The following is an 18,975-nucleotide window of genomic DNA, read 5'->3' on the forward strand; positions in this document are numbered from 1 at the left end:
CAACTCCTCATTGTCAAAGTAACATTTTTAAGCATTAACAAGAGCTTCCGCTGGTCGCTTTCTTAATGCAAAAAATGTAAACTTTTACAATTCGGGGGTTTTCACTATAATCCGGGGCAGAAAAAACAAGTAACAATTCATAATTAACAATTATAAAACATGACGACATTACAAAAAGGAGATAAAGCTCCCAATTTTTCAGGAACAGATCAGGACGGAAAAACACATACACTGGCAGATTATAAAGGAAAAAAGCTGGTAGTTTTCTTTTATCCCAAAGCAAGCACACCGGGTTGTACGGCAGAGGCCTGTGATTTAAGAGATAATTACGAACGCTTTAAAGCTAAAAATTATGAACTTTTGGGTGTAAGCGCTGATAGTCAGAAGGCGCAATTGAAATTCAAAGACAAATACGAATTTCCTTTTCCGCTTTTGGCAGATGAAGGCAAATCAGTTATAAATGCTTTCGGTGTTTGGGGACCAAAGAAATTCATGGGAAGAGAATATGACGGAATCCACAGAACCACTTTCGTAATTGACGAAAAGGGAATAATCGATGAGGTTATTTTACAGGTTAAAACAAAAGAGCATGCAGCTCAAATTTTGAAATAACAGTAAAGTACAATAAAAAATGCCCTTTTCGAAAAGGGCATTTTTGTAATATCTATATTGAAAATACTATTCCAAAACCAAACCAATCTGACCGTCGTCATCTAATTCGGTTTCTACTGAATCATCTTCTGAGATTTCAGGCCTTTCCGGAATTTCTTCAACAGGTTCTTCGTAAGGCAGCGGTTCTAATAAATTGACTTGTCTTAACTTCTCTGTAGTTAATTGATTTCCTAAGGCTTTAAAACCTTTTACGGCTATAAAGTCTTCTACGTCAATATGTAAATCTTCTTTTTGAACTCCTTTTACTTTCGCAAAAACCAATTGCGCCACTGGACGATAATCTGTAGATACAATTTCTAACTGCGAATTTGGGTGATCAGTAATGAAACTTTCTTCCTTTCCTTCATTTTCCACAAGGAAACGTTTTAAGAAGTAGCGCTCTTTTTCACCATCATAATAAATCGCAGAAATCGGTTTTTTCGGTTTCCATTTTTCCAGCACAATCATATCTTCTTCAAAGTGAGTTGATAACTCCGGAATAATTACTTTTAGTTTACCGGATTGACTGATGACCAAAATTTTATCCGTTGGTTTGAATTCTCCTAATAATTCTCCTCTGCCGTCAACGTTTAAACGTTTTACAGTATCATCAAACCATACTTTTCTTGGTAGTAAAGTCGAAATTCCTTTTTCTTTTAATTCGATTTTTTTGATTGGATATTTGGTAACCAGATTTCCTTTAGAGCTACGTCCTTTGATTGCTAATTTTGCAAAATCAATATCGAATTTTAGTTTTTTGATCGTTCCAATCTGACGCAGCAGTATGGTAACCACTTCGGCTTCACCGTTTGGATTATGTGAGAAATAAACAACCTGAGAACCTTTTGTTCCATTCGTTAAATCATATGCTTTGTCTCTGGTAATTCCGGTAACGTTAAAACGTTTAATGTAAGACGGACCGGATTTTCCATCACGATAAATCATATTGTAAATGGTTCGTTTATCACTCTTATCAAAAACGGCAACATGTATAATATCTTTACCTACAAATGTTTTAGCATCCACTTTTGTAATCATCATTGTACCATCGCGCAAAAAAACAATGACATCGTCAATATCAGAACAATCACCAACGTATTCGTCTTTCTTTAAGCTGGTTCCAACGAAACCTTCTTCGCGGTTTACGTATAATTTTGTGTTTCGTAAAACAACTTTTGTAGCTTCAACATTATCAAAAACACGAAGTTCAGTCTGGCGTTCGCGCCCTTTTCCGTATTTCTCTTTTAACTTAGTGAAATAAGCAATGGCAAAATCGGTAAGATGCTCCAGATTGTATTCGACCTCTTTCATTTCCTCTTCTAACCTTGAAATCAATTCATCGGCTTTATCGGAGTCAAAACGGGTAATACGAATCATCGGAATTTGAGTCAGTCTTTGCAGATCCTCATCTGTGATTTCTCTTACGAATGATTTTTTGAAAGGCTCAAACCGGTCATACAAGTATTTGTATAAGGATTCCCTGTCGCCGTATAATTTGAAGTCAATGTACATTTCTTCACGAATGAAGATTTTCTCCAGAGTAGAAAAATGCCATTTATTTTTTAATTCTTCTAACTGAATTTCTAATTCCTGACGAAGCAAATCAACGGTTCTTTCTGTCGAAATTTTCAACATTTGAGAAACACCTATAAACAGCGGTTTGTTGTCTTCAATGACACATCCTAGGGGCGCTACAGAGGTTTCGCAAGCCGTAAATGCAAATAAAGCATCAATGGTTTTATCTGGAGAAACCCCTGGAAACAAGTGAATTAAAATCTCAACATCAGCAGCGGTATTGTCTTCAATTTTCTTGATTTTAATTTTGCCTTTTTCGTTCGCTTTCAAAATACTGTCAATCAAAGTCGAAGTATTGGTTGAAAACGGAATCTGCGTAATTACCAGTGTATTTTTGTCTAACTGTGAAATCTTCGCACGTACACGTACACGACCGCCACGCATTCCGTCGTTATAATTCGAAACGTCGGCGATACCAGCCGTCATAAAATCCGGATAAAGCGTAAACGGTTTTCCTTTTAAGATTTTAATCGAAGCGTCAATTAATTCATTGAAATTATGAGGCAGAACTTTTGTGGAAAGTCCTACTGCAATACCTTCTGCTCCCTGCGCTAAAAGTAATGGGAATTTTACCGGAAGATTGTTTGGTTCAGCACGACGACCATCATAAGATACGCCCCAATCGGTGATTTTTGGAGAGTATAAAACCTCCAAAGCAAATTTAGACAAACGTGCTTCGATGTAACGCGAAGCTGCCGCACCGTCCCCAGTTAAAATATTTCCCCAGTTTCCCTGGCAGTCAATCAATAAATCTTTTTGGCCAATCTGTACCATTGCATCACCAATACTCGCATCTCCGTGTGGGTGATACTGCATGGTGTGTCCAACTACATTAGCAACTTTATTATAACGGCCGTCATCCAGCTCTTTTAGCGAGTGCATGATACGACGTTGAACCGGCTTAAAACCGTCCTCAATTGCTGGTACGGCACGTTCCAGAATTACGTACGAAGCATAATCCAAAAACCAGTCTTTGTACATTCCGGTTACTTTGGTAATCACGTCTTCGCCTTCTTCTTCCTGATTTTCGTAAAAATGCTGCCCTTCAAAATGCTTGGCATCTACATCAATAATCTCGTCATCTCCATTTTGATTGTCATCAATCTGGTTTTCTTCTTGATTATTCTCGTCGTCGTTAGGAATTATGTTATCGTCTTCTTCGTCTTTCATTTATTTGATTCCGATATTTATTTTATTTAATCTGAACATTTTCAATTGTATGCTGACTCTTTTTATAATTTTTAATTAAAACATACGTGATTGCAAAACTTACAATAAACACAAGTGCTGCATAAATTAATTTTTTCTTTTCCATTTTTTATATTTCTTCCAGTTCATCAATTTCAACTTTCAGATTCTTAATAATAAAATCCTGTCTGTCCGGAGTGTTTTTTCCCATATAGAAAGATAAGAGCTGCTCAATAGAAGTATGTTTGTCCATCATAACAGGATCAAGTCGGATGGTGTCTCCAATAAAGTTTTTAAACTCATCAGGAGAAATCTCTCCCAAACCTTTAAATCGTGTGATTTCCGGTTTTGGCTTTAGTTTCTCGATCGCGTCTTTTCTTTCTTCTTCAGAGTAACAGTAAATCGTTTCTTTTTTGTTACGAACCCTGAAAAGTGGTGTCTGCAAAATATACAAATGCCCTTCTTTGATTAATTCCGGGAAAAATTGCAAAAAGAAAGTAATCAAAAGCAAACGAATATGCATTCCGTCGACATCGGCATCGGTTGCGATTACGATGTTGTTGTAACGCAGTTTTTCTAATCCGTCTTCGATATCAAGTGCCGCTTGAAGCAAATTAAATTCTTCGTTTTCATACACAATTTTTTTCGTCATTCCGTATGAATTCAAAGGCTTACCACGCAAACTGAAAACAGCCTGTGTATTAACGTCACGCGACTTGGTGATCGACCCAGAAGCCGAATCTCCCTCGGTGATAAAAAGCGTACTTTCTAAGTTTCTTGGGTTTTTGGTGTCCGGAAGATGTGCTCGGCAGTCTCTTAATTTTTTATTGTGAAGATTGGCCTTTTTAGCACGGTCCGTTGCCAGTTTTCTAATTCCGGATAATTCTTTACGCTCGCGTTCTGCCTGCAATATTTTACGTAATAAAGCTTCTGCTGTTGCCGGATTTTTATGCAGGTAATTATCAAGTTTTGTTTTGATGAAATCATTAACAAACGTACGAACTGAAACTGCGGGTGTTCCGTCATCAGAACCCATATCTGTCGAACCTAATTTGGTCTTGGTCTGGGACTCAAAAACCGGTTCCATCACTTTAATACTAATGGCACTTACAATCGATTTACGAACGTCTGACGCTTCGAAATTCTTATTGTAAAACTCACGAATTGTTTTTACAACAGCCTCACGGTAAGCTGCCAAGTGCGTTCCTCCCTGAGTGGTGTTCTGACCGTTTACGAAAGAGTGATATTCCTCGCTATATTGCGTTTTACTGTGTGTAAGCGCAACTTCGATATCATGCTCTTTTAAGTGAATAATCGGATATTCTAAGTCTTCTTCATTTATTGTTTCTTCTAATAAATCACGAAGTCCGTTTTCTGAATAATATTTTTCTCCATTGAAAATAATCGTCAGTCCATTGTTCAGATAACAATAGTTTTTGACCATTTTTATGACATATTCTAAACGGAATTTATAGTTTTTGAAAATCGTTTCGTCTGGCGTAAAAATTACTTTTGTTCCTTTACGTTTTGTGGTATCTACAACATCTTCTTCCTGAACCAGGTTTCCCGCAGAAAATTCTGCTGCTTTTTGTTTGTCATCACGAACTGATTCTACGCGGAAATAATTCGAAAGCGCATTTACGGCCTTCGTTCCGACACCATTCAGACCAACTGACTTTTGGAAAGCTTTAGAATCGTACTTTCCTCCAGTATTCATTTTCGAAACTACATCGACCACTTTACCCAATGGAATTCCACGTCCGTAATCACGAACAGAAACTGTTTTGTCTTTAATGCTTACTTCGATAGTTTTTCCGGCACCCATAACGAATTCATCGATACAGTTGTCTAAAACCTCTTTTAAAAGAATATAAATACCATCATCAGGCGATGATCCGTCCCCTAATTTCCCGATGTACATACCCGGACGCATACGGATATGTTCCTTCCAATCGAGTGAACGAATATTATCTTCGTTGTATTGATTTTGCTCTAGCATAAATGAATTTAGGATTTTTGGCTAATGTACCATTTATCGGTAAAAAATAAAAGTGTATTCCTTATTTGTTATGAATAATAACAGTTTAAAACCTATTTAAATTGACTTGTAAATAATAACTCCAATAAAATTATGAAAAAACTGATTTTTTAGCAAAAAATACTATTTGATTCCGAGTACTTGTTTGGCTAAATCAATCATTTCGGGTGTTCCCGTGTTTTTGTTTTTTTCGTCAGAAAGTTTGACAACACCTTGCCAATGTGCGTGGTCAGGTCTTGTTTCCGTTAATTTAATGACCATATTCATAGATGGTAAACCTACATCATTTGTAAAATTAGTCCCGATTCCAAAAGACATTCTGATTTTATCCCTGCAGAAATCAGCTATGGTTTTTACTTTATCAAAATTAAGGGAATCCGAGAAAACAATTGCTTTAGATTTTGGGTCTATGCCCATTTTAGTGTAATGTGAAATTACTTTTTGTGCAAACTCGACCGCGTCGCCGCTATCATGTCGTACACCATCAAAAAGTTTGGAATATTTTTTATCGAATTGATTAAAAAATATATTTGTTGTATAAGTATCTGTAAGTGCAATTCCGAGGTCGCCTCCGTAAACTTGTGTCCAGTGTTCCAGACTGATCGAATTAGCCATTTTGAATCCGTACTGTGCAGCATGAAACATAAACCATTCGTGTGCGTGTGTTCCTAAAGGCCTGCGATTGTTAAGCATTGCAAAATGCACGTTGCTGGTCCCCAGAAAGCTTTCTGAACCATAAGTTCTCAGTGTTTCATTTACTAAATGATGTACTTCGTAAGAATGACGGCGTCTGGTCCCAAATTCTAAAACAGAAACTCTAAGTTTATTGTAATTGTCAATTTTGTTTTTGGTCAGTTCTTTTATAGCGTCATCATTTAAACGGATTAAAAGATTCGATTTATAAAAGAGTTCAGAAATCAAAGCCATCAATGGGACTTCCCATAAAATAGTACGATACCAATACCCTTCGATTGTAACTTTGATTTCTGAGCCTTCCTGGATAATATGGACTTCTGACGGATCGTAGCTGTAACCTTGCAGAAAATCCAGATAAGTAGGGTCGAGATACGGACAATAGTGTGATAAATAATTTTTTTCGTCTTTTGTTAATCTCAGGTCTGCCATCGCGTCTACAGATTTTCGAAGCAAATCGGAAAAACCAGGCGGAAAAACATGTTTGCCACGATTGATAAAGCCGTAACGGACTCTGGCTTTTGGGAAAAGCCTGATTACAGCATGCTGCATCGTAAATTTATAGAAATCATTATCTAAGATCGATTTCAAAAATGTTGTTTCCATAATTCAGTCCGTTAATGTTTTTTTTTTTTATCACTAACTGCTAAGTTACGCCAATTCAGTAAAATAAGAAAGAAATCTGGTTAGCGATAATTATTTTTGAATTACTTTAAAAGAAGCAATACTGTTGGTGTCCAGATAAAATGTGATGTGATTTCCGATCGTATTATCAAAAGTAACCTGAAATTCTAAACTGCCTCTTTTTTCTTTTGAGTTTACTATTCTAACGGGCTGGTTTTTTTTATTCAGGTAATAAAACGTATCTGACTTTGATATGTTTTTAATAGCAAAAGTTATTTTATCGCCATTATTGACTTCGATTATTCCCGATTCCGGGGTTATAATCTTATAGTCTCCCGTAATTGTTTTGTTGTAGATTAAAGGTCCGTTTAGAAACTCGTCCTTATTTAATTTGCGATTAAGAAAAGAACCTGAATCAGGGAAATGTTTAGCAAAAAAGTAATCGGGTTCAGTATCAAAATAGACCGGATCAAAATCTTTTACCATTCTGCCCTTATTGCCGTCATAATAACCTTGCCCCCAGGTTACATCAATTAAACGCCATTTTCCATCAATTAAAGCAATGTTCCAGGCATGATTTGAAGAAGTACTTTTTCGGCCAATATCAGCCAGTCTTGTTTTGGAATCTCCTCTGATGATTTCTGATTTGATTTCAACCAATGCAGTCAAATGTTGAAATAAAAGGGTAAAACCTTCGCAGACTGCTTTTTTAGATCTGAAAGCCTTTTGAAGTATTTGGTTATTAAACTCTTGTATCTTTTTTTGTTTTTCAGCTTCATTTCGATAAGAAAAACGCATTGCTTGGGGCGGATTTAAAAATGCGGCATAATCATATTTTATGTTAAATGCGATCCAGCTGTAAATAGCCCTTGCTTTGTCATAATCGGAGTTGAAATCCTTGTCGATTTTTTCGGCTAATTCTTCAGTATTGTCAAAGTTTTTAGGGTATTTCAGTACAATCGCATCAACAGCATTCAGTTTTTGAGAGTAGGTGAGGTGAAGGCTGATGGCATTAAAAAAAATGAATGCAAAAACGAATTGTATAAATTTCATTAATTAAAACTGTTTTTTACAATTGTTTTTAGTTCGTTATCAAATTCGGGATTTGAGATTTCATTTTTCTCCAAATCAAAATTAGAATTGAAAGAAGGCAGCGAAAAAAGTCCTTTTACCTGAGCGCCATATCTTGGAAAAGCAGTTTTTGCAATTTCTAAAACCGAAGCGCCGCCTCTTGCACCAGGAGAAGTTGCCATCAAAAGCATTGGTTTTTGCTGAAAAATATCTTTGACAATTCTGGAACTCCAGTCAAATACATTTTTAAAAGCAGTTGAGTAATTACCATTGTTTTCAGCCAAAGAAACCACCAGAATGTCGGCACTTTCTATTTTTTTCAGAAATGATTTTGCGATTTCGTGCTGTCCAATTTCTTTTTCCAGATCAACGCTGAATAAAGGCATTGCAAAATCATTCAGATCTAAAACTTCTATTTCTGCATTTTCAAATTGATTTGCGGCATAAGCAGCTAAATGTTTATTGATAGATTGTTGGCTGTTGCTTCCTGCAAAGGCTATAATTTTCATGGTTTATTTTTTAATTAAAAATACTAAATTTAAATTACAATTAAAACGCAGCAAATTGAAATAAATTTCACTAAAAAAAGAGTCCAAAAATGAATGATTCTTTTTTGGACTTTTATGATTTTGAATAAAGTGAATTTAATTCTGTTCTAATTGTTTTTCCGGATGATAACCAAAAAGATGATGTTCTTTTATAATTTCGGCAACTCCGGATGGAAGCATTGGTTCCCAGCCAGGTTTTCCCTGACCAATCATTTTTAATACTTCACGAGAGAATACATTTAAAATATCAGGATTGTAGTCAACAATATCAACCACTTTTCCGTTGAATTTAAAGAATTTATATAATTCTTTCATTCTTGGATGTACTTTAAGGTTTTCAGAAGTAATAATTTCTCCATCTTCACCCAGCATTGGATATAAGAAGACTTTCATATCGCGATAGAATAATTTTCCAAAAGCTTCAAGGATTCCTCCACTTAAATGGCGGTAATATTTTTCATCAAAAATATCGACTAAATTATTTACCCCCATTGCAAGTCCCATACGGGCTTTGGTATAATTAGAGAAATATTCAACAACTTTATAATATTCCTGGAAATTCGAAATCATAACGGTTTGGCCTAATGAACAAAGTAATTCAGCTCTGTCCATAAAATCGCGTTCATCGATTTCTCCGTCTGAACGTAGATTTGAAAGCGTAATTTCAAAAACGACTAACGTATTTTCTTTCTCAACCTTATTTTCCTCCAGGAACATTTTTAAAGATTTCCTGTACATGTCCACATTTACATTGGTTACAGGACGGAAACTTCCTCTAAAAGCAAGAAGGTTTTTCTTGTATAAAATGGCTGCCGGTAAAATATTTTTTCCTTCCGGATTGAACATTACGGCATCAGTCATACCGTTTTTAACCAGTTGTAAACTCATCAGACGATTATCGACATCTGCAAAACGTGGTCCTGAGAAGTTAATTGTATCAATTTCTAACTGATCTTTGTCTAAGTGATCGTATAGATAACGAAGTAATCGTTTTGGGTCATTATATTTGTAGAAAGCACCATAAATCAGGTTAACACCTAAAATTCCTAATGTTTCCTGCTGTAATCGTGCATCGGTTTCTTTGAAACGAATGTGAAGAATAATTTCGTTATACGCTTCGTCCGGTTCAATCTGGTATCGGATTCCAACCCAGCCGTGTCCTTTAAATTGTTTAGCAAAATCTATAGTGGCAACAGTATTGGCGTAACTGAAAAAAAGTTTGTTTGGGTGCTTTTCCCTGCTCAAACGTTCTTCAATTAGTTCTCCTTCAAAGGTTAACATTTTTTTGAGTCGGTTTTCAGTAACATATCGTCCATCACTTTCTGTGCCATAAACCGCGTCACTAAAATCTTTATCATAGGCAGACATTGCTTTTGCAATTGTTCCGGATGAACCTCCGGATCTGAAAAAATGTCTGACAGTTTCCTGTCCGGCACCAATTTCTGCAAAAGTTCCGTAAATATTTTCGTTTAAATTAATGCGTAATGCTTTGTCTTTTATAGAAGGAATCTGAGCGATGACCTTGTCACCTTTGAGTTTTATTTCTGTGCCCATTTTATTTTGAATAGATTTGTTACAAAGTTAGTAAATTAGCGTTCTAATGAAAGAGAAATAATCCCTATTTTTGTAAAAAAAACAAGTTCAATTGAAGATTTATTTTTTAGGTACCGGTACTTCTCAAGGTATTCCCATTATTGGGATTGATCACCCTGTTTGCAAGAGTTCAGATGCTAAGGATAAAAGGCTCCGTGTGTCGATTTGGATCACATGGGACGAACATTCTTATGTTGTAGATTGCGGACCTGATTTCAGGCAGCAGATGCTTTCCTGCGGCTGTCGAAAACTCGATGCAATTTTATTCACACATGAGCATGCTGATCATACTGCTGGTTTAGATGATATTCGCCCTTATAATTTCAGGCAGGGCGAAATTCCGGTTTATGCACATCAGAGGGTTATTGATAATTTAAAAAGGCGTTTTGATTATGTTTTTGAAACGGTAAATAAATATCCGGGCGCACCAAGTGTAAAAACGATTGAAGTAATCAACAATAAGCCTTTTGCTATTGGAGATAAAATGGCTGTCCCGATAAATGTTATGCATGGTGACTTGCAGGTTTTTGGATATAGAATTGATGATTTTGCGTATTTAACAGATGTAAAAACCATTGACGAAACTGAAACTGAAAAATTAAAAAACTTAAAAGTCTTGGTTGTAAATGCTTTACGCGTAGAACCTCATGATACCCATTTTAATTTGCAGGAAGCACTTGATTTTATCAATTTAGTAAAACCCGAAAAAGCTTATTTGACACACATCAGCCATGTCTTGGGATTTCATGAAGAAGTTCAGAAACAGCTTCCTGAAAATGTTTTCCTGGCTTATGATAATTTAGAAATTACAATTTAATTATACCTACAAAATGAAGAAATCCTTAATGCTTTATCTTTTTTTATTAGCAATTCTAATGAATATTTTTACTTATATGTTTTACAGCAGAGAAGTAAAATTTGAAAAAGAACGATATGATAATACGACTAAAAAGCTTAGAGACAGCATCAATCTGGTTTCGATAAAACTCGCTGAATCAAACTATTTTTCGTTGGAAAACAATGAAAATGCACAAAATTACTTTGATAACAGTGCTTCTGGCGGAAAAGTAATTTTATATGAAAAGCTGATTCCTGCGGTGACTGAAAAATTATTGGATTTAAATGCTAATCCAAAGGGAAATCCTTTCACAGGTCAGGATAAAATTGGGCCCAATAAATTTATTATAAATAAAGTAAAAATATTAAATCACAGATGGATAATTGCTGATTACAGTAATGGCGAATTATGGGGAGAAGTATTGTTGAAATACTTTGTTGATGATAAAGAAAACATAACTTTTGAAGTAAATCAAACCTGGTTATATCAAAAATAAATTGAAAAGGTTTTTCTGGAAACAAAAAAATCGAATTCTAAAATTTATAAAATTCAAAAAGTAAAAAAGTGAGATGTAAAATGGTAAAACCAAATTGCATCTCACTTTTCTTTACAAATATATTTTATCTACTCAGCCAGCCAATTTTTAAAATCAAAAAAATTCTGCGGAGCTACACCATGACCAACCGGATATTCCTTATAAGTAACAGGAATATTTAATTTTTCTAAAACAGCAGGCGTTTTTCTGGCCCATTCAATTGGAATAACCTGATCTACAGTTCCGTGAGAAGCGAATATTTTCAGGTTTTTGAAATCGTTTTTATCAAAGCCTTCTTCTATTATTTCTTCATTAAAATAACCGCTCATAGCCACAACCCGCTGAATTTTTTCCGGATATGAAAGAGCAACAGAATAACTTAAAATAGAACCCTGGCTAAAACCAATCAATGTTACATTGTTAGCGTCAATAGGATAATTTGCAATCAATTCATCAATAAAACCGGCGATTATATCACGGGAAGTTTTAGCCTGCTCATTGTCTGAAAATTTATTTTGGTCTGCGTCAAAATTAATAGCATACCAGGCATAAGCTCCGTATTGTAAATCATAAGGAGCTCTTGCTGAAATCACATAATAGTTATCAGGAAGTTCTGTTGCAAACGAAAATAAATCAGCTTCGTTGCTGCCGTATCCGTGTAACAAAAGCAATAACGGATTTTTGTCTAAAATTACTTTTGGTACTTGTATTTTATATTCTAAAGATAGATTCATTTCTAATTGTGAATTGTAAGTTGTGAATTGTAAAATTTATGCTGTTTTATAAAAATTAAACTTTTACAAAGTTATTGGAATTTCTTTTAGCCTATTGATTTAAACCATTTCTGATATAAACCGCCAACTAAAGGCATGGGTCTTGTCTGTCCTTGTATGGCGCTAAAAATTCCGTAAGTCCATAAAACAGACATACAAATCCACATTGGAAACGTAATCAGAAAACTGTCAAAAGGGCTAATAATTAAGGCAAGGGAAATGAAAGTAATGGATAAACCTAAAGCCTGACGGATATGAAAAGAAGCAAAGCTGTTTTTATTTTCCGAATTCATACTCATTGCAATCAAAACACCGATAATCAGAATATAACTGGTAATAGCAATTGATTTTCCTTCTTCTACTGAATTATTCATTTTATTATTTTGTGATGACAAGTTGGTTTTGATTTAAGATTCCGTATACTAAACCTTTGATTTCGGTTCCTAAAAAAGCAGAATTTTTAGATTTTGAAAGGATATTTTCTTTTGTAAAAGTTGACTTTCCTTCCGGAGTAAAGAAGGTGAAATTGGCTTTTGAGCCTTCAGCAATTACATTATTTTCTATTCCGAAAACTGTTTTTCCTAAAGTTAATTTCTCGATTACTGTTTCTAGAGGCAAAACGGTAAGCAAAGCACCAAAAGCACTTTCTAAACCAATAGTTCCGTTTTTGGCTGTATCAAATTCCATTTTTTTGAATTCAATATCAATCGGGTTATGATCTGAAGTAATTAGATCGATAGTTCCGTCGGTGATTCCGTTTAGCAAAGCTTGTCTGTCGGCTTCTGTTCTTAATGGAGGGGTAACTTTAAAGCGGGTATCAAAACCTTCCAGTTTTTCATCTGTCAAAACTAAATGATGTACAGAAACACTGCAGGTAATTTGTAATCCTTTTGCTTTTGCTTCTCTGATTAATTGAACTGATTTTGCGGTAGAAATCGTCGGAATATGAAGTTTTCCGCCAGTGTATTCCAATAAAAATAAGTTTCGGGCAATTTGTAATTCTTCGGCTAAATTCGGAATCCCTTTTAGGCCTAGTCTTGTCGAAACGATTCCTTCATTTGCGACTCCATTTCCTTTTATATTGGCATCCTGCGAATACGCAATTACCAGACCATCAAAATCCTGAACGTATTGCAACGCGATTTTTAATAGATTGGCGTTATCAAGACTTTTATTATAATCTCCAAAAGCTATGGCTCCGGATTTTTTCATATCAAACAATTCGGCCATGTCTTTTCCTTCGCTGGCTTTGGTTAACGCGCCAATAGGAAATAATTCTGTAGCAAAACCATTTGCTTTGTTTTTTACAAAATTTACCTGTGATTGATTATCGATAATCGGGTAGGAGTTGGGTTGCAAAGCAATCGCTGTAAATCCGCTTTTTGCTGCAGTATTCAAACCGTTTGCAATTGTTTCCCTGTCTTCGTAACCTGGTTCTCCAAAAGAAACACTGCTGTCAAACCAGCCTTGGGAAACATGGAGATTGTCAAACTTCACTTCGGTTGTATCGTCAATGTCAAGAATTGAAACGCCTATTTTTTCTATAATACCATCTGCAATTAAAAAATCAACAGTCTGGTTGTGAAACGGACTTTTTGAATCGATAATTTTGGCGCTTCTGATGATTATTTTCATATGTAGATTTTTTTTGTCGTAAAATGATTTTTGTAAAAAGTAAGATGTTTAAAATTATTGTGAAATCTATTTTACAAATTTGATAATTGCCATTTCTAATGCTAAAAATAACAGGGCAAAGATAACAAACCATTTCCAAATTTGACTGTCAGTTCGTTCAGTTTGTAACGTATTAAATATCGTTGAAATCGTATCTGCAGTTTTAAAATCTGAAACTACGTTTGTATTTACCTGATCCAAATTGCTTTCGCTTCGTTTGTAATTGAAACTCAGGTTTTCGACTGATTCTTTTTTATCAAAAACACTGTAATTTCCGGCTGTATCCGGGAAATCATTAAACGTTAATTTGACCTTATTGTTTAAAATCTGCTGAATTGGAATAAACGAATCTTCAGTTCCTTTGACTTCTAAAATCGCATCTTTGCTCAATAAAACATCCACAAAATAAGGCTGATTATTGCCAATTGTCAAAGCGTTTATACCTGTTTTTTGATTGTTTTGCCCCATTTTATAGAATAGGGGGACAATTAAAGGAGATTGCTGAAAATTCGAATTGGTGCTATTTATTGCTGCAGAAAAAACAGTAATTCCTGCAACGGGATTCTGAATCATGGTTACAAAAGTACTTTGGTCTTCATAAGATAAAACTGCCGGATACGGACTTGAAATGTCAAAGGATGAATTCGTTTTAGGATATTGAAAATTTGTGATTTTATTCTCAAAAACTTCGGAAAACAAAGGATGATCAAAGTTGATTTTAGTAATTAACTTGCTATTGTTTTCAAGGTTTTTAAACTGAATTTTTCCAAAATTTCCTAAAAAAGTATTTAGATTAGAAAGGGAACTTTTTTCAGAAGGAATCACAACCAGATTTCCGCCTTTAGAAACAAACGCCTTCAAAGTGGTTTGTAATGCCTGCGGAACTTCAATTAATTCATTCAGAATAATAGTATTTTGTTTTTCTAAACTATTATAATCTAAACTGCTGAGCGAATAATTATTATAATTGAATTCTGATGAAGTATAAATTCGGGATAAGAAATTGCTTTTTTCCGGTTCTCCGATACTGATAACATTTGTTTTTTTAGCTTTTGAAATACTGAAAAAAAGTTTATTGTCATAAGCCAAACCGTTATCCTCAATGACTACATAACCATTAAAAGCTTCTTTTGGAATAGTAAAATTGATTTTCTTTTTCTTTAAATCAAAATTAATGATCGTTTTGGCAATTAGCTTTTTCTGATTGTACAATGCCATCGAAACGGGTTTGAAATCTTCGCCGTATGCTGATAAATTAATTCCGATTTCGTAAAAATTTTCTAGAGTCTGATTAATAAAAACGCTATCAATAGAAATATTGTTTTTCTGTTCAGCTTCGGGAATTATAAAGTAAGGTTTTTCTTCAGGATCGATATTTTTCACATCTTTTTCGGCTAAACCAACAGCATCCGTAATAATAACAATATCTTTCTTATGTGCCGATTTATGTGCTTTTATCTTTGCCATTATTGCAGAAAGCTCAAATGGGGTTGCACTGTATTTTAAATTTTGAAGCGAACTTTTAGAAGATTTGATATCAGTATTCCACAAATTTTCGGTATTGGTCAATAACGAAAATTGAGCTGTTTCCGGCGTATTTTCTAACAGTTCCTGAACAGAACGTTTTAATAATTCGCCTTTTTTTCCTTTGGCCTGCATACTGAATGAATTGTCCAGTACAATGTACATTTCGTTTGAGGCATTTTTATGGTCTTTCGCTTCAAAAAAAGGCTGGGCAAAGGCGATAATTACAGATGTAAGAAGCAATAAACGGGTTACCAGCAATAATCTTTTTTTGATTTTTGAACTTTTACGGGTTTGAACCACAAGCTCTTTTAAAAAGCGAACGTTTGTGAAATAAGAGGTTTTAAAACGTCGTAATTGGAATAAATGAACCAAAATTGGAACAATCAATAAGAACAGAAAGTATAGAATTTCGGGGTGTTTAAAATGCATTCAGGCTTTGATTTATTTCACTACGTTGTATTTTCGCGAATGTGCCTGCCAAAAATACAAATTTGTTGAGAGTTAAAAGCTTTCAAAGCAGGATTTTTATTTTAAAAGATATTTGAATCATATAACTTTTCAAAAGTCATTTATAAGTGAAAAATCTGCAGTAAAAGATATTATTACCTATTTTAGCTAATTCAAAAAACCACCTTAAAATATGAAAAGAATGTATCTGATACTATTTTCGGCTTTAGCAGTAACCACTTCAAGAGCTCAAAATAAGTTTAATTTATTGGTAGGAACCTATACCAATACCTGCGAAAGCAAAGGAATTTACGTGTATGAATTTGATGCTACTTCAGGAGATTTTAAATTAAAAAAATCTTCAGAGAATGTTGTAAGTCCGAGTTACTTGTCGGTTTCAGCAGATAATAAATTTGTTTATGCCGTAAATGAAAATGGAAAACAAAGTACAGTAAGCGCTTTTAGTTATGATTCAAAATCAGGAACAATTAAGCTAATAAATAAAAATGATGCGTTAGGTGCAGATCCATGCCATTTGATTAATGACAGCAAAAATGTAATTACGGCCAATTATTCAGGTGGAAATATTACTGTTTTCAAAAAAAATGCCGACGGAAGTATTACAGAAGGTCAGCAGCTAATTCAGCACGAGGGAAAAGGACCAAATGAAGCGCGTCAGGAAAAAGCGCATATGCATATGGTTGATTTTTCTCCCGATAAAAAGTTTGTTTTAGCCAGTGATTTAGGTTTAGATAAAGTTTTCATCTATAAATACAATCCAGGTGCGGCACATGAAGTTTTAAAATTAAAAGGAAGTGTCGATGTAAAAGCAGGAAGCGGACCAAGACATTTCACTTTTAGCAAAGATGGTAAGTTTGTCTATTTAATTCAGGAATTAGATGCAACACTGACGACTTTTAGCTATGATAAAAGCGGAAGTTTAAAAAAGATTGCCGAATCCAGCATTCTTGCTAAAGATTTTAAAGGAGGTACAGGAGCTGCAGCAATTAAAATTTCACCTGATGGAAAATTTTTATATGTAACAGATCGTGTCGATGCAAACAATATTTCAGTTTATAAAATCATTAAAAACGGAAGTATTGTATTAGTAGAACAGGTAAGTACATTGGGAAAAGGGCCAAGGGATTTTGCTATCGATCCAACTGGTAATTATCTATTGGTTGGACATCAGCATACCAATGAAATTATTATTTTTAAAAGAGATAAAGCAACCGGAAAGCTCACAAATAAAGGAAAGAAGATTGAATTGTGTTCGCCTGTTGGGCTGGTTTTTACGAAAATATAAAAATTAAATAAATCACAAAAATTAAAATTCCAAATTCCAATTTTAGTTGGTATTTGGAATTTTTTTATTGAAATTTTTATTTATTGTCTTTTCTTTTCTTGTCTCTCGTTTTTAGCATATTTCTATTAACAGAACCATGGGTTTTCTTTTTGGTTTTTGAAGGTCCGCCCAGATTGACTTTTTGGTTCTTTTTAGATTTTTCATGAAAAGCACCGTCACCTTCCAGTTTTGGTTTTTTCATTAAAAATTTCCTTGGTAATCTGTCTTTCTCGGGTTCTATTAATTTCTCCGAAATTTCAACTTCTTCAGGGAAATCAGTAATTTCAAGTTCCTGATTCATTAAAAGTTCGGTTTCGATTTTGTATTCTTCTTCTCTTGGGGAAACAAAACTAATTGCTGTTCCCGTTGCATCTGCACGGCCTGTACGACCAATTCGGTGCATGTACAATTCAGGTTCTTCCGGAAGTTCAAAGTTGATAACGTGCGTGATGTTAGAAATATCCAGACCTCTTGCCATAACATCGGTTGTGATTAAGCCGCGAAGATTTCCTTCCTGAAATTCAGCCATCGTACTCAAACGATAATTTTGAGATTTGTTGGAGTGAATTACACCAAATTGTCCTTCAAAAAGCTCATCAATACGATTAAAAAGCATATCCGAAATTTTTTTGTTGTTTACGAAAACCAAAATACGGCTCATACTTTCGTCAGTCTCCAATAAATGTTTGAGCAGATTTACTTTTGTATTGAAATTAGGTACATTATAAGTAATCTGTGTAATTTTTTCAAGTGGAGTTCCTGAAGCAGCAAGAGTTACTTCTTCCGGAAAATCAAAATAATCATTTAAGATATCATCAACTTCATCTGTCATCGTTGCAGAGAACAAAATATTCTGACGTTTGGTTTTCATCATGGCCAAAAGCGAAGTAAGCTGTGGTCTGAAGCCCAAATTCAGCATTTCATCAAATTCGTCGATAACCAGCTTTTGGGTTTCATCAAAGCGAACTACCGCATCAAGCGCTAAATCCATGGTACGCCCCGGAGTTCCTACCAAAATGTCAACACCTTCGTAAACTGCTTTTTTTTGTGTATTGATGTTTACGCCTCCATAAATTCCTAAAGTTTTAACCGACATATAAGCGGTTAACTTTTCAACTTCTTCCACAACCTGCACTACCAATTCGCGGGTTGGTACCAGAATTACGATTTTTGGCGTATTGGTATTGGTGAATTTATATAATTTTAGAAGAGGCAGTAAATAAGCAAATGTTTTACCGGTTCCGGTTTGTGCAATTCCCATCATATCTCGGCCGGACATAATTACAGAAAAAGATTTTTCCTGAATAGGAGTAGGTGTAACAAATCCTAATTCGTCAACAGCTTTTTGTAATGATTTTGGAAGATTGAATTTTTCGAAAGTACTCATTTGCATTAATTTTTTGCAAAGATAGCATTAAATCCCCTTTGTAAGAGAGAAATACGAAAAACATCGTTCGTCAATTATGCCTTTTGTGGTAAAATGTTACTTTAAATATCTTTTTACCCGCAATAATAATTCGTTAGGGCTAAAAGGTTTTGCAATGAAATCGTCAACGCCTAATTTAAAAGCATCCAAAACCGTAGCTTCTTCTTCACCCAGTGAAGATAAAGCAATAACAGGGGTTTTACTGAAATTGTCTTTGATGAATTTTATAATTTCAAGACCGGATTTCATAGGCAGTAAAATATCTGTCATGACCAAATCGGGCTTTTCTTCCGGAATTCTTTCGATCGCATCTAATCCGTCTTTTGAAATTATAATTTCGTACCCTTCCTTAGAAAATATATACTTTAGTATCTGTATGGTCATGTTATCATCTTCAATAATAAATATCCTTTTTGGCATGGGGCTAAT

At 34.6% G+C, this 18,975-nt stretch carries 16 protein-coding genes; 4 read left to right on the forward strand and 12 right to left on the reverse strand.

The window, feature by feature from the left end; all coding sequences use genetic code 11:
• Nucleotides 1-159 precede the first annotated feature (159 nt).
• A complete protein-coding gene (gene bcp, locus GXM16_RS13475) occupies nucleotides 160-612 on the forward strand; it encodes a thioredoxin-dependent thiol peroxidase (protein WP_163394966.1) in 453 nt (150 codons plus the stop codon).
• A 66-nt stretch (nucleotides 613-678) separates the two neighbouring features.
• Here the strand turns inward: bcp and GXM16_RS13480 are convergent, their stop codons facing one another.
• From GXM16_RS13480 to GXM16_RS13505, 6 genes are all read right to left on the reverse strand, one after another.
• Entirely contained in the window at nucleotides 679-3,396 is a 2,718-nt protein-coding gene (locus GXM16_RS13480; RefSeq protein ID WP_163394967.1) for a DNA gyrase/topoisomerase IV subunit A, read from the reverse strand.
• A gap of 148 nt (nucleotides 3,397-3,544) precedes the next feature.
• Entirely contained in the window at nucleotides 3,545-5,413 is a 1,869-nt protein-coding gene (locus GXM16_RS13485; RefSeq protein ID WP_163394968.1) for a DNA topoisomerase IV subunit B, read from the reverse strand.
• A gap of 162 nt (nucleotides 5,414-5,575) precedes the next feature.
• Nucleotides 5,576-6,751: a nicotinate phosphoribosyltransferase gene (gene pncB / locus GXM16_RS13490; protein WP_163394969.1), complete on the reverse strand. Its 1,176-nt coding sequence runs from the start codon at nucleotides 6,749-6,751 to the stop codon at nucleotides 5,576-5,578.
• 90 nt (nucleotides 6,752-6,841) lie between these two features.
• Nucleotides 6,842-7,822, reverse strand: coding sequence for a transglutaminase domain-containing protein (locus GXM16_RS13495; protein WP_163394970.1), 981 nt, complete (start codon nucleotides 7,820-7,822; stop codon nucleotides 6,842-6,844).
• Entirely contained in the window at nucleotides 7,822-8,349 is a 528-nt protein-coding gene (locus tag GXM16_RS13500) for an NADPH-dependent FMN reductase (RefSeq protein WP_163394971.1), read from the reverse strand. Before GXM16_RS13500 ends, GXM16_RS13495 begins: the two co-directional genes overlap by 1 nt.
• Before the next feature lie 135 nt (nucleotides 8,350-8,484).
• Nucleotides 8,485-9,942 (reverse strand): TonB-dependent receptor, encoded by a 1,458-nt coding sequence (locus GXM16_RS13505; RefSeq protein ID WP_163394972.1) that lies wholly within the window; start codon nucleotides 9,940-9,942, stop codon nucleotides 8,485-8,487.
• A 91-nt stretch (nucleotides 9,943-10,033) separates the two neighbouring features.
• Here GXM16_RS13505 and GXM16_RS13510 point away from each other — a divergent pair, with 91 nt between their 5' ends.
• On the forward strand, nucleotides 10,034-10,798 hold the full coding sequence (locus GXM16_RS13510) for an MBL fold metallo-hydrolase (protein ID WP_163394973.1): 765 nt from the start codon (nucleotides 10,034-10,036) through the stop codon (nucleotides 10,796-10,798).
• Nucleotides 10,799-10,811: 13 nt separating this feature from the next.
• Nucleotides 10,812-11,315 (forward strand): hypothetical protein, encoded by a 504-nt coding sequence (locus GXM16_RS13515; protein WP_163394974.1) that lies wholly within the window; start codon nucleotides 10,812-10,814, stop codon nucleotides 11,313-11,315.
• 128 nt (nucleotides 11,316-11,443) lie between these two features.
• Here GXM16_RS13515 and GXM16_RS13520 read toward each other — a convergent pair whose 3' ends face one another.
• The 4 genes from GXM16_RS13520 to GXM16_RS13535 all read right to left on the reverse strand — a co-directional run bounded on the left by GXM16_RS13520 (nucleotide 11,444) and on the right by GXM16_RS13535 (nucleotide 15,757).
• On the reverse strand, nucleotides 11,444-12,088 hold the full coding sequence (locus tag GXM16_RS13520) for an alpha/beta hydrolase (RefSeq protein WP_163394975.1): 645 nt from the start codon (nucleotides 12,086-12,088) through the stop codon (nucleotides 11,444-11,446).
• Between the two features lie 86 nt (nucleotides 12,089-12,174).
• On the reverse strand, nucleotides 12,175-12,501 hold the full coding sequence (locus GXM16_RS13525) for a magnetosome magnetite crystal formation protein family (protein ID WP_163394976.1): 327 nt from the start codon (nucleotides 12,499-12,501) through the stop codon (nucleotides 12,175-12,177).
• Between the two features lie 4 nt (nucleotides 12,502-12,505).
• The gene (locus tag GXM16_RS13530; RefSeq protein WP_163394977.1) at nucleotides 12,506-13,762 is read right to left on the reverse strand and encodes a dihydroorotase; all 1,257 of its coding nucleotides are present in this window, start codon (nucleotides 13,760-13,762) and stop codon (nucleotides 12,506-12,508) included.
• Between the two features lie 66 nt (nucleotides 13,763-13,828).
• Complete coding sequence (locus GXM16_RS13535; RefSeq protein ID WP_163394978.1) at nucleotides 13,829-15,757, reverse strand: BatA domain-containing protein; 1,929 nt, start codon at nucleotides 15,755-15,757, stop codon at nucleotides 13,829-13,831.
• A 211-nt stretch (nucleotides 15,758-15,968) separates the two neighbouring features.
• On the opposite strand from GXM16_RS13535, the gene GXM16_RS13540 reads away from it, so the two are divergent.
• The gene (locus GXM16_RS13540; protein WP_163394979.1) at nucleotides 15,969-17,081 is read left to right on the forward strand and encodes a lactonase family protein; all 1,113 of its coding nucleotides are present in this window, start codon (nucleotides 15,969-15,971) and stop codon (nucleotides 17,079-17,081) included.
• A gap of 76 nt (nucleotides 17,082-17,157) precedes the next feature.
• Here GXM16_RS13540 and GXM16_RS13545 read toward each other — a convergent pair whose 3' ends face one another.
• Both GXM16_RS13545 and GXM16_RS13550 read right to left on the reverse strand, forming a co-directional pair.
• On the reverse strand, nucleotides 17,158-18,507 hold the full coding sequence (locus GXM16_RS13545; RefSeq protein ID WP_163394980.1) for a DEAD/DEAH box helicase: 1,350 nt from the start codon (nucleotides 18,505-18,507) through the stop codon (nucleotides 17,158-17,160).
• Between the two features lie 96 nt (nucleotides 18,508-18,603).
• Nucleotides 18,604-18,966: a response regulator transcription factor gene (locus tag GXM16_RS13550; RefSeq protein WP_163394981.1), complete on the reverse strand. Its 363-nt coding sequence runs from the start codon at nucleotides 18,964-18,966 to the stop codon at nucleotides 18,604-18,606.
• Nucleotides 18,967-18,975 lie beyond the last annotated feature (9 nt).

The sequence above is a fragment of the Flavobacterium limi genome (assembly GCF_010645075.1).
In the GTDB taxonomy this organism is placed as follows: domain Bacteria; phylum Bacteroidota; class Bacteroidia; order Flavobacteriales; family Flavobacteriaceae; genus Flavobacterium; species Flavobacterium limi.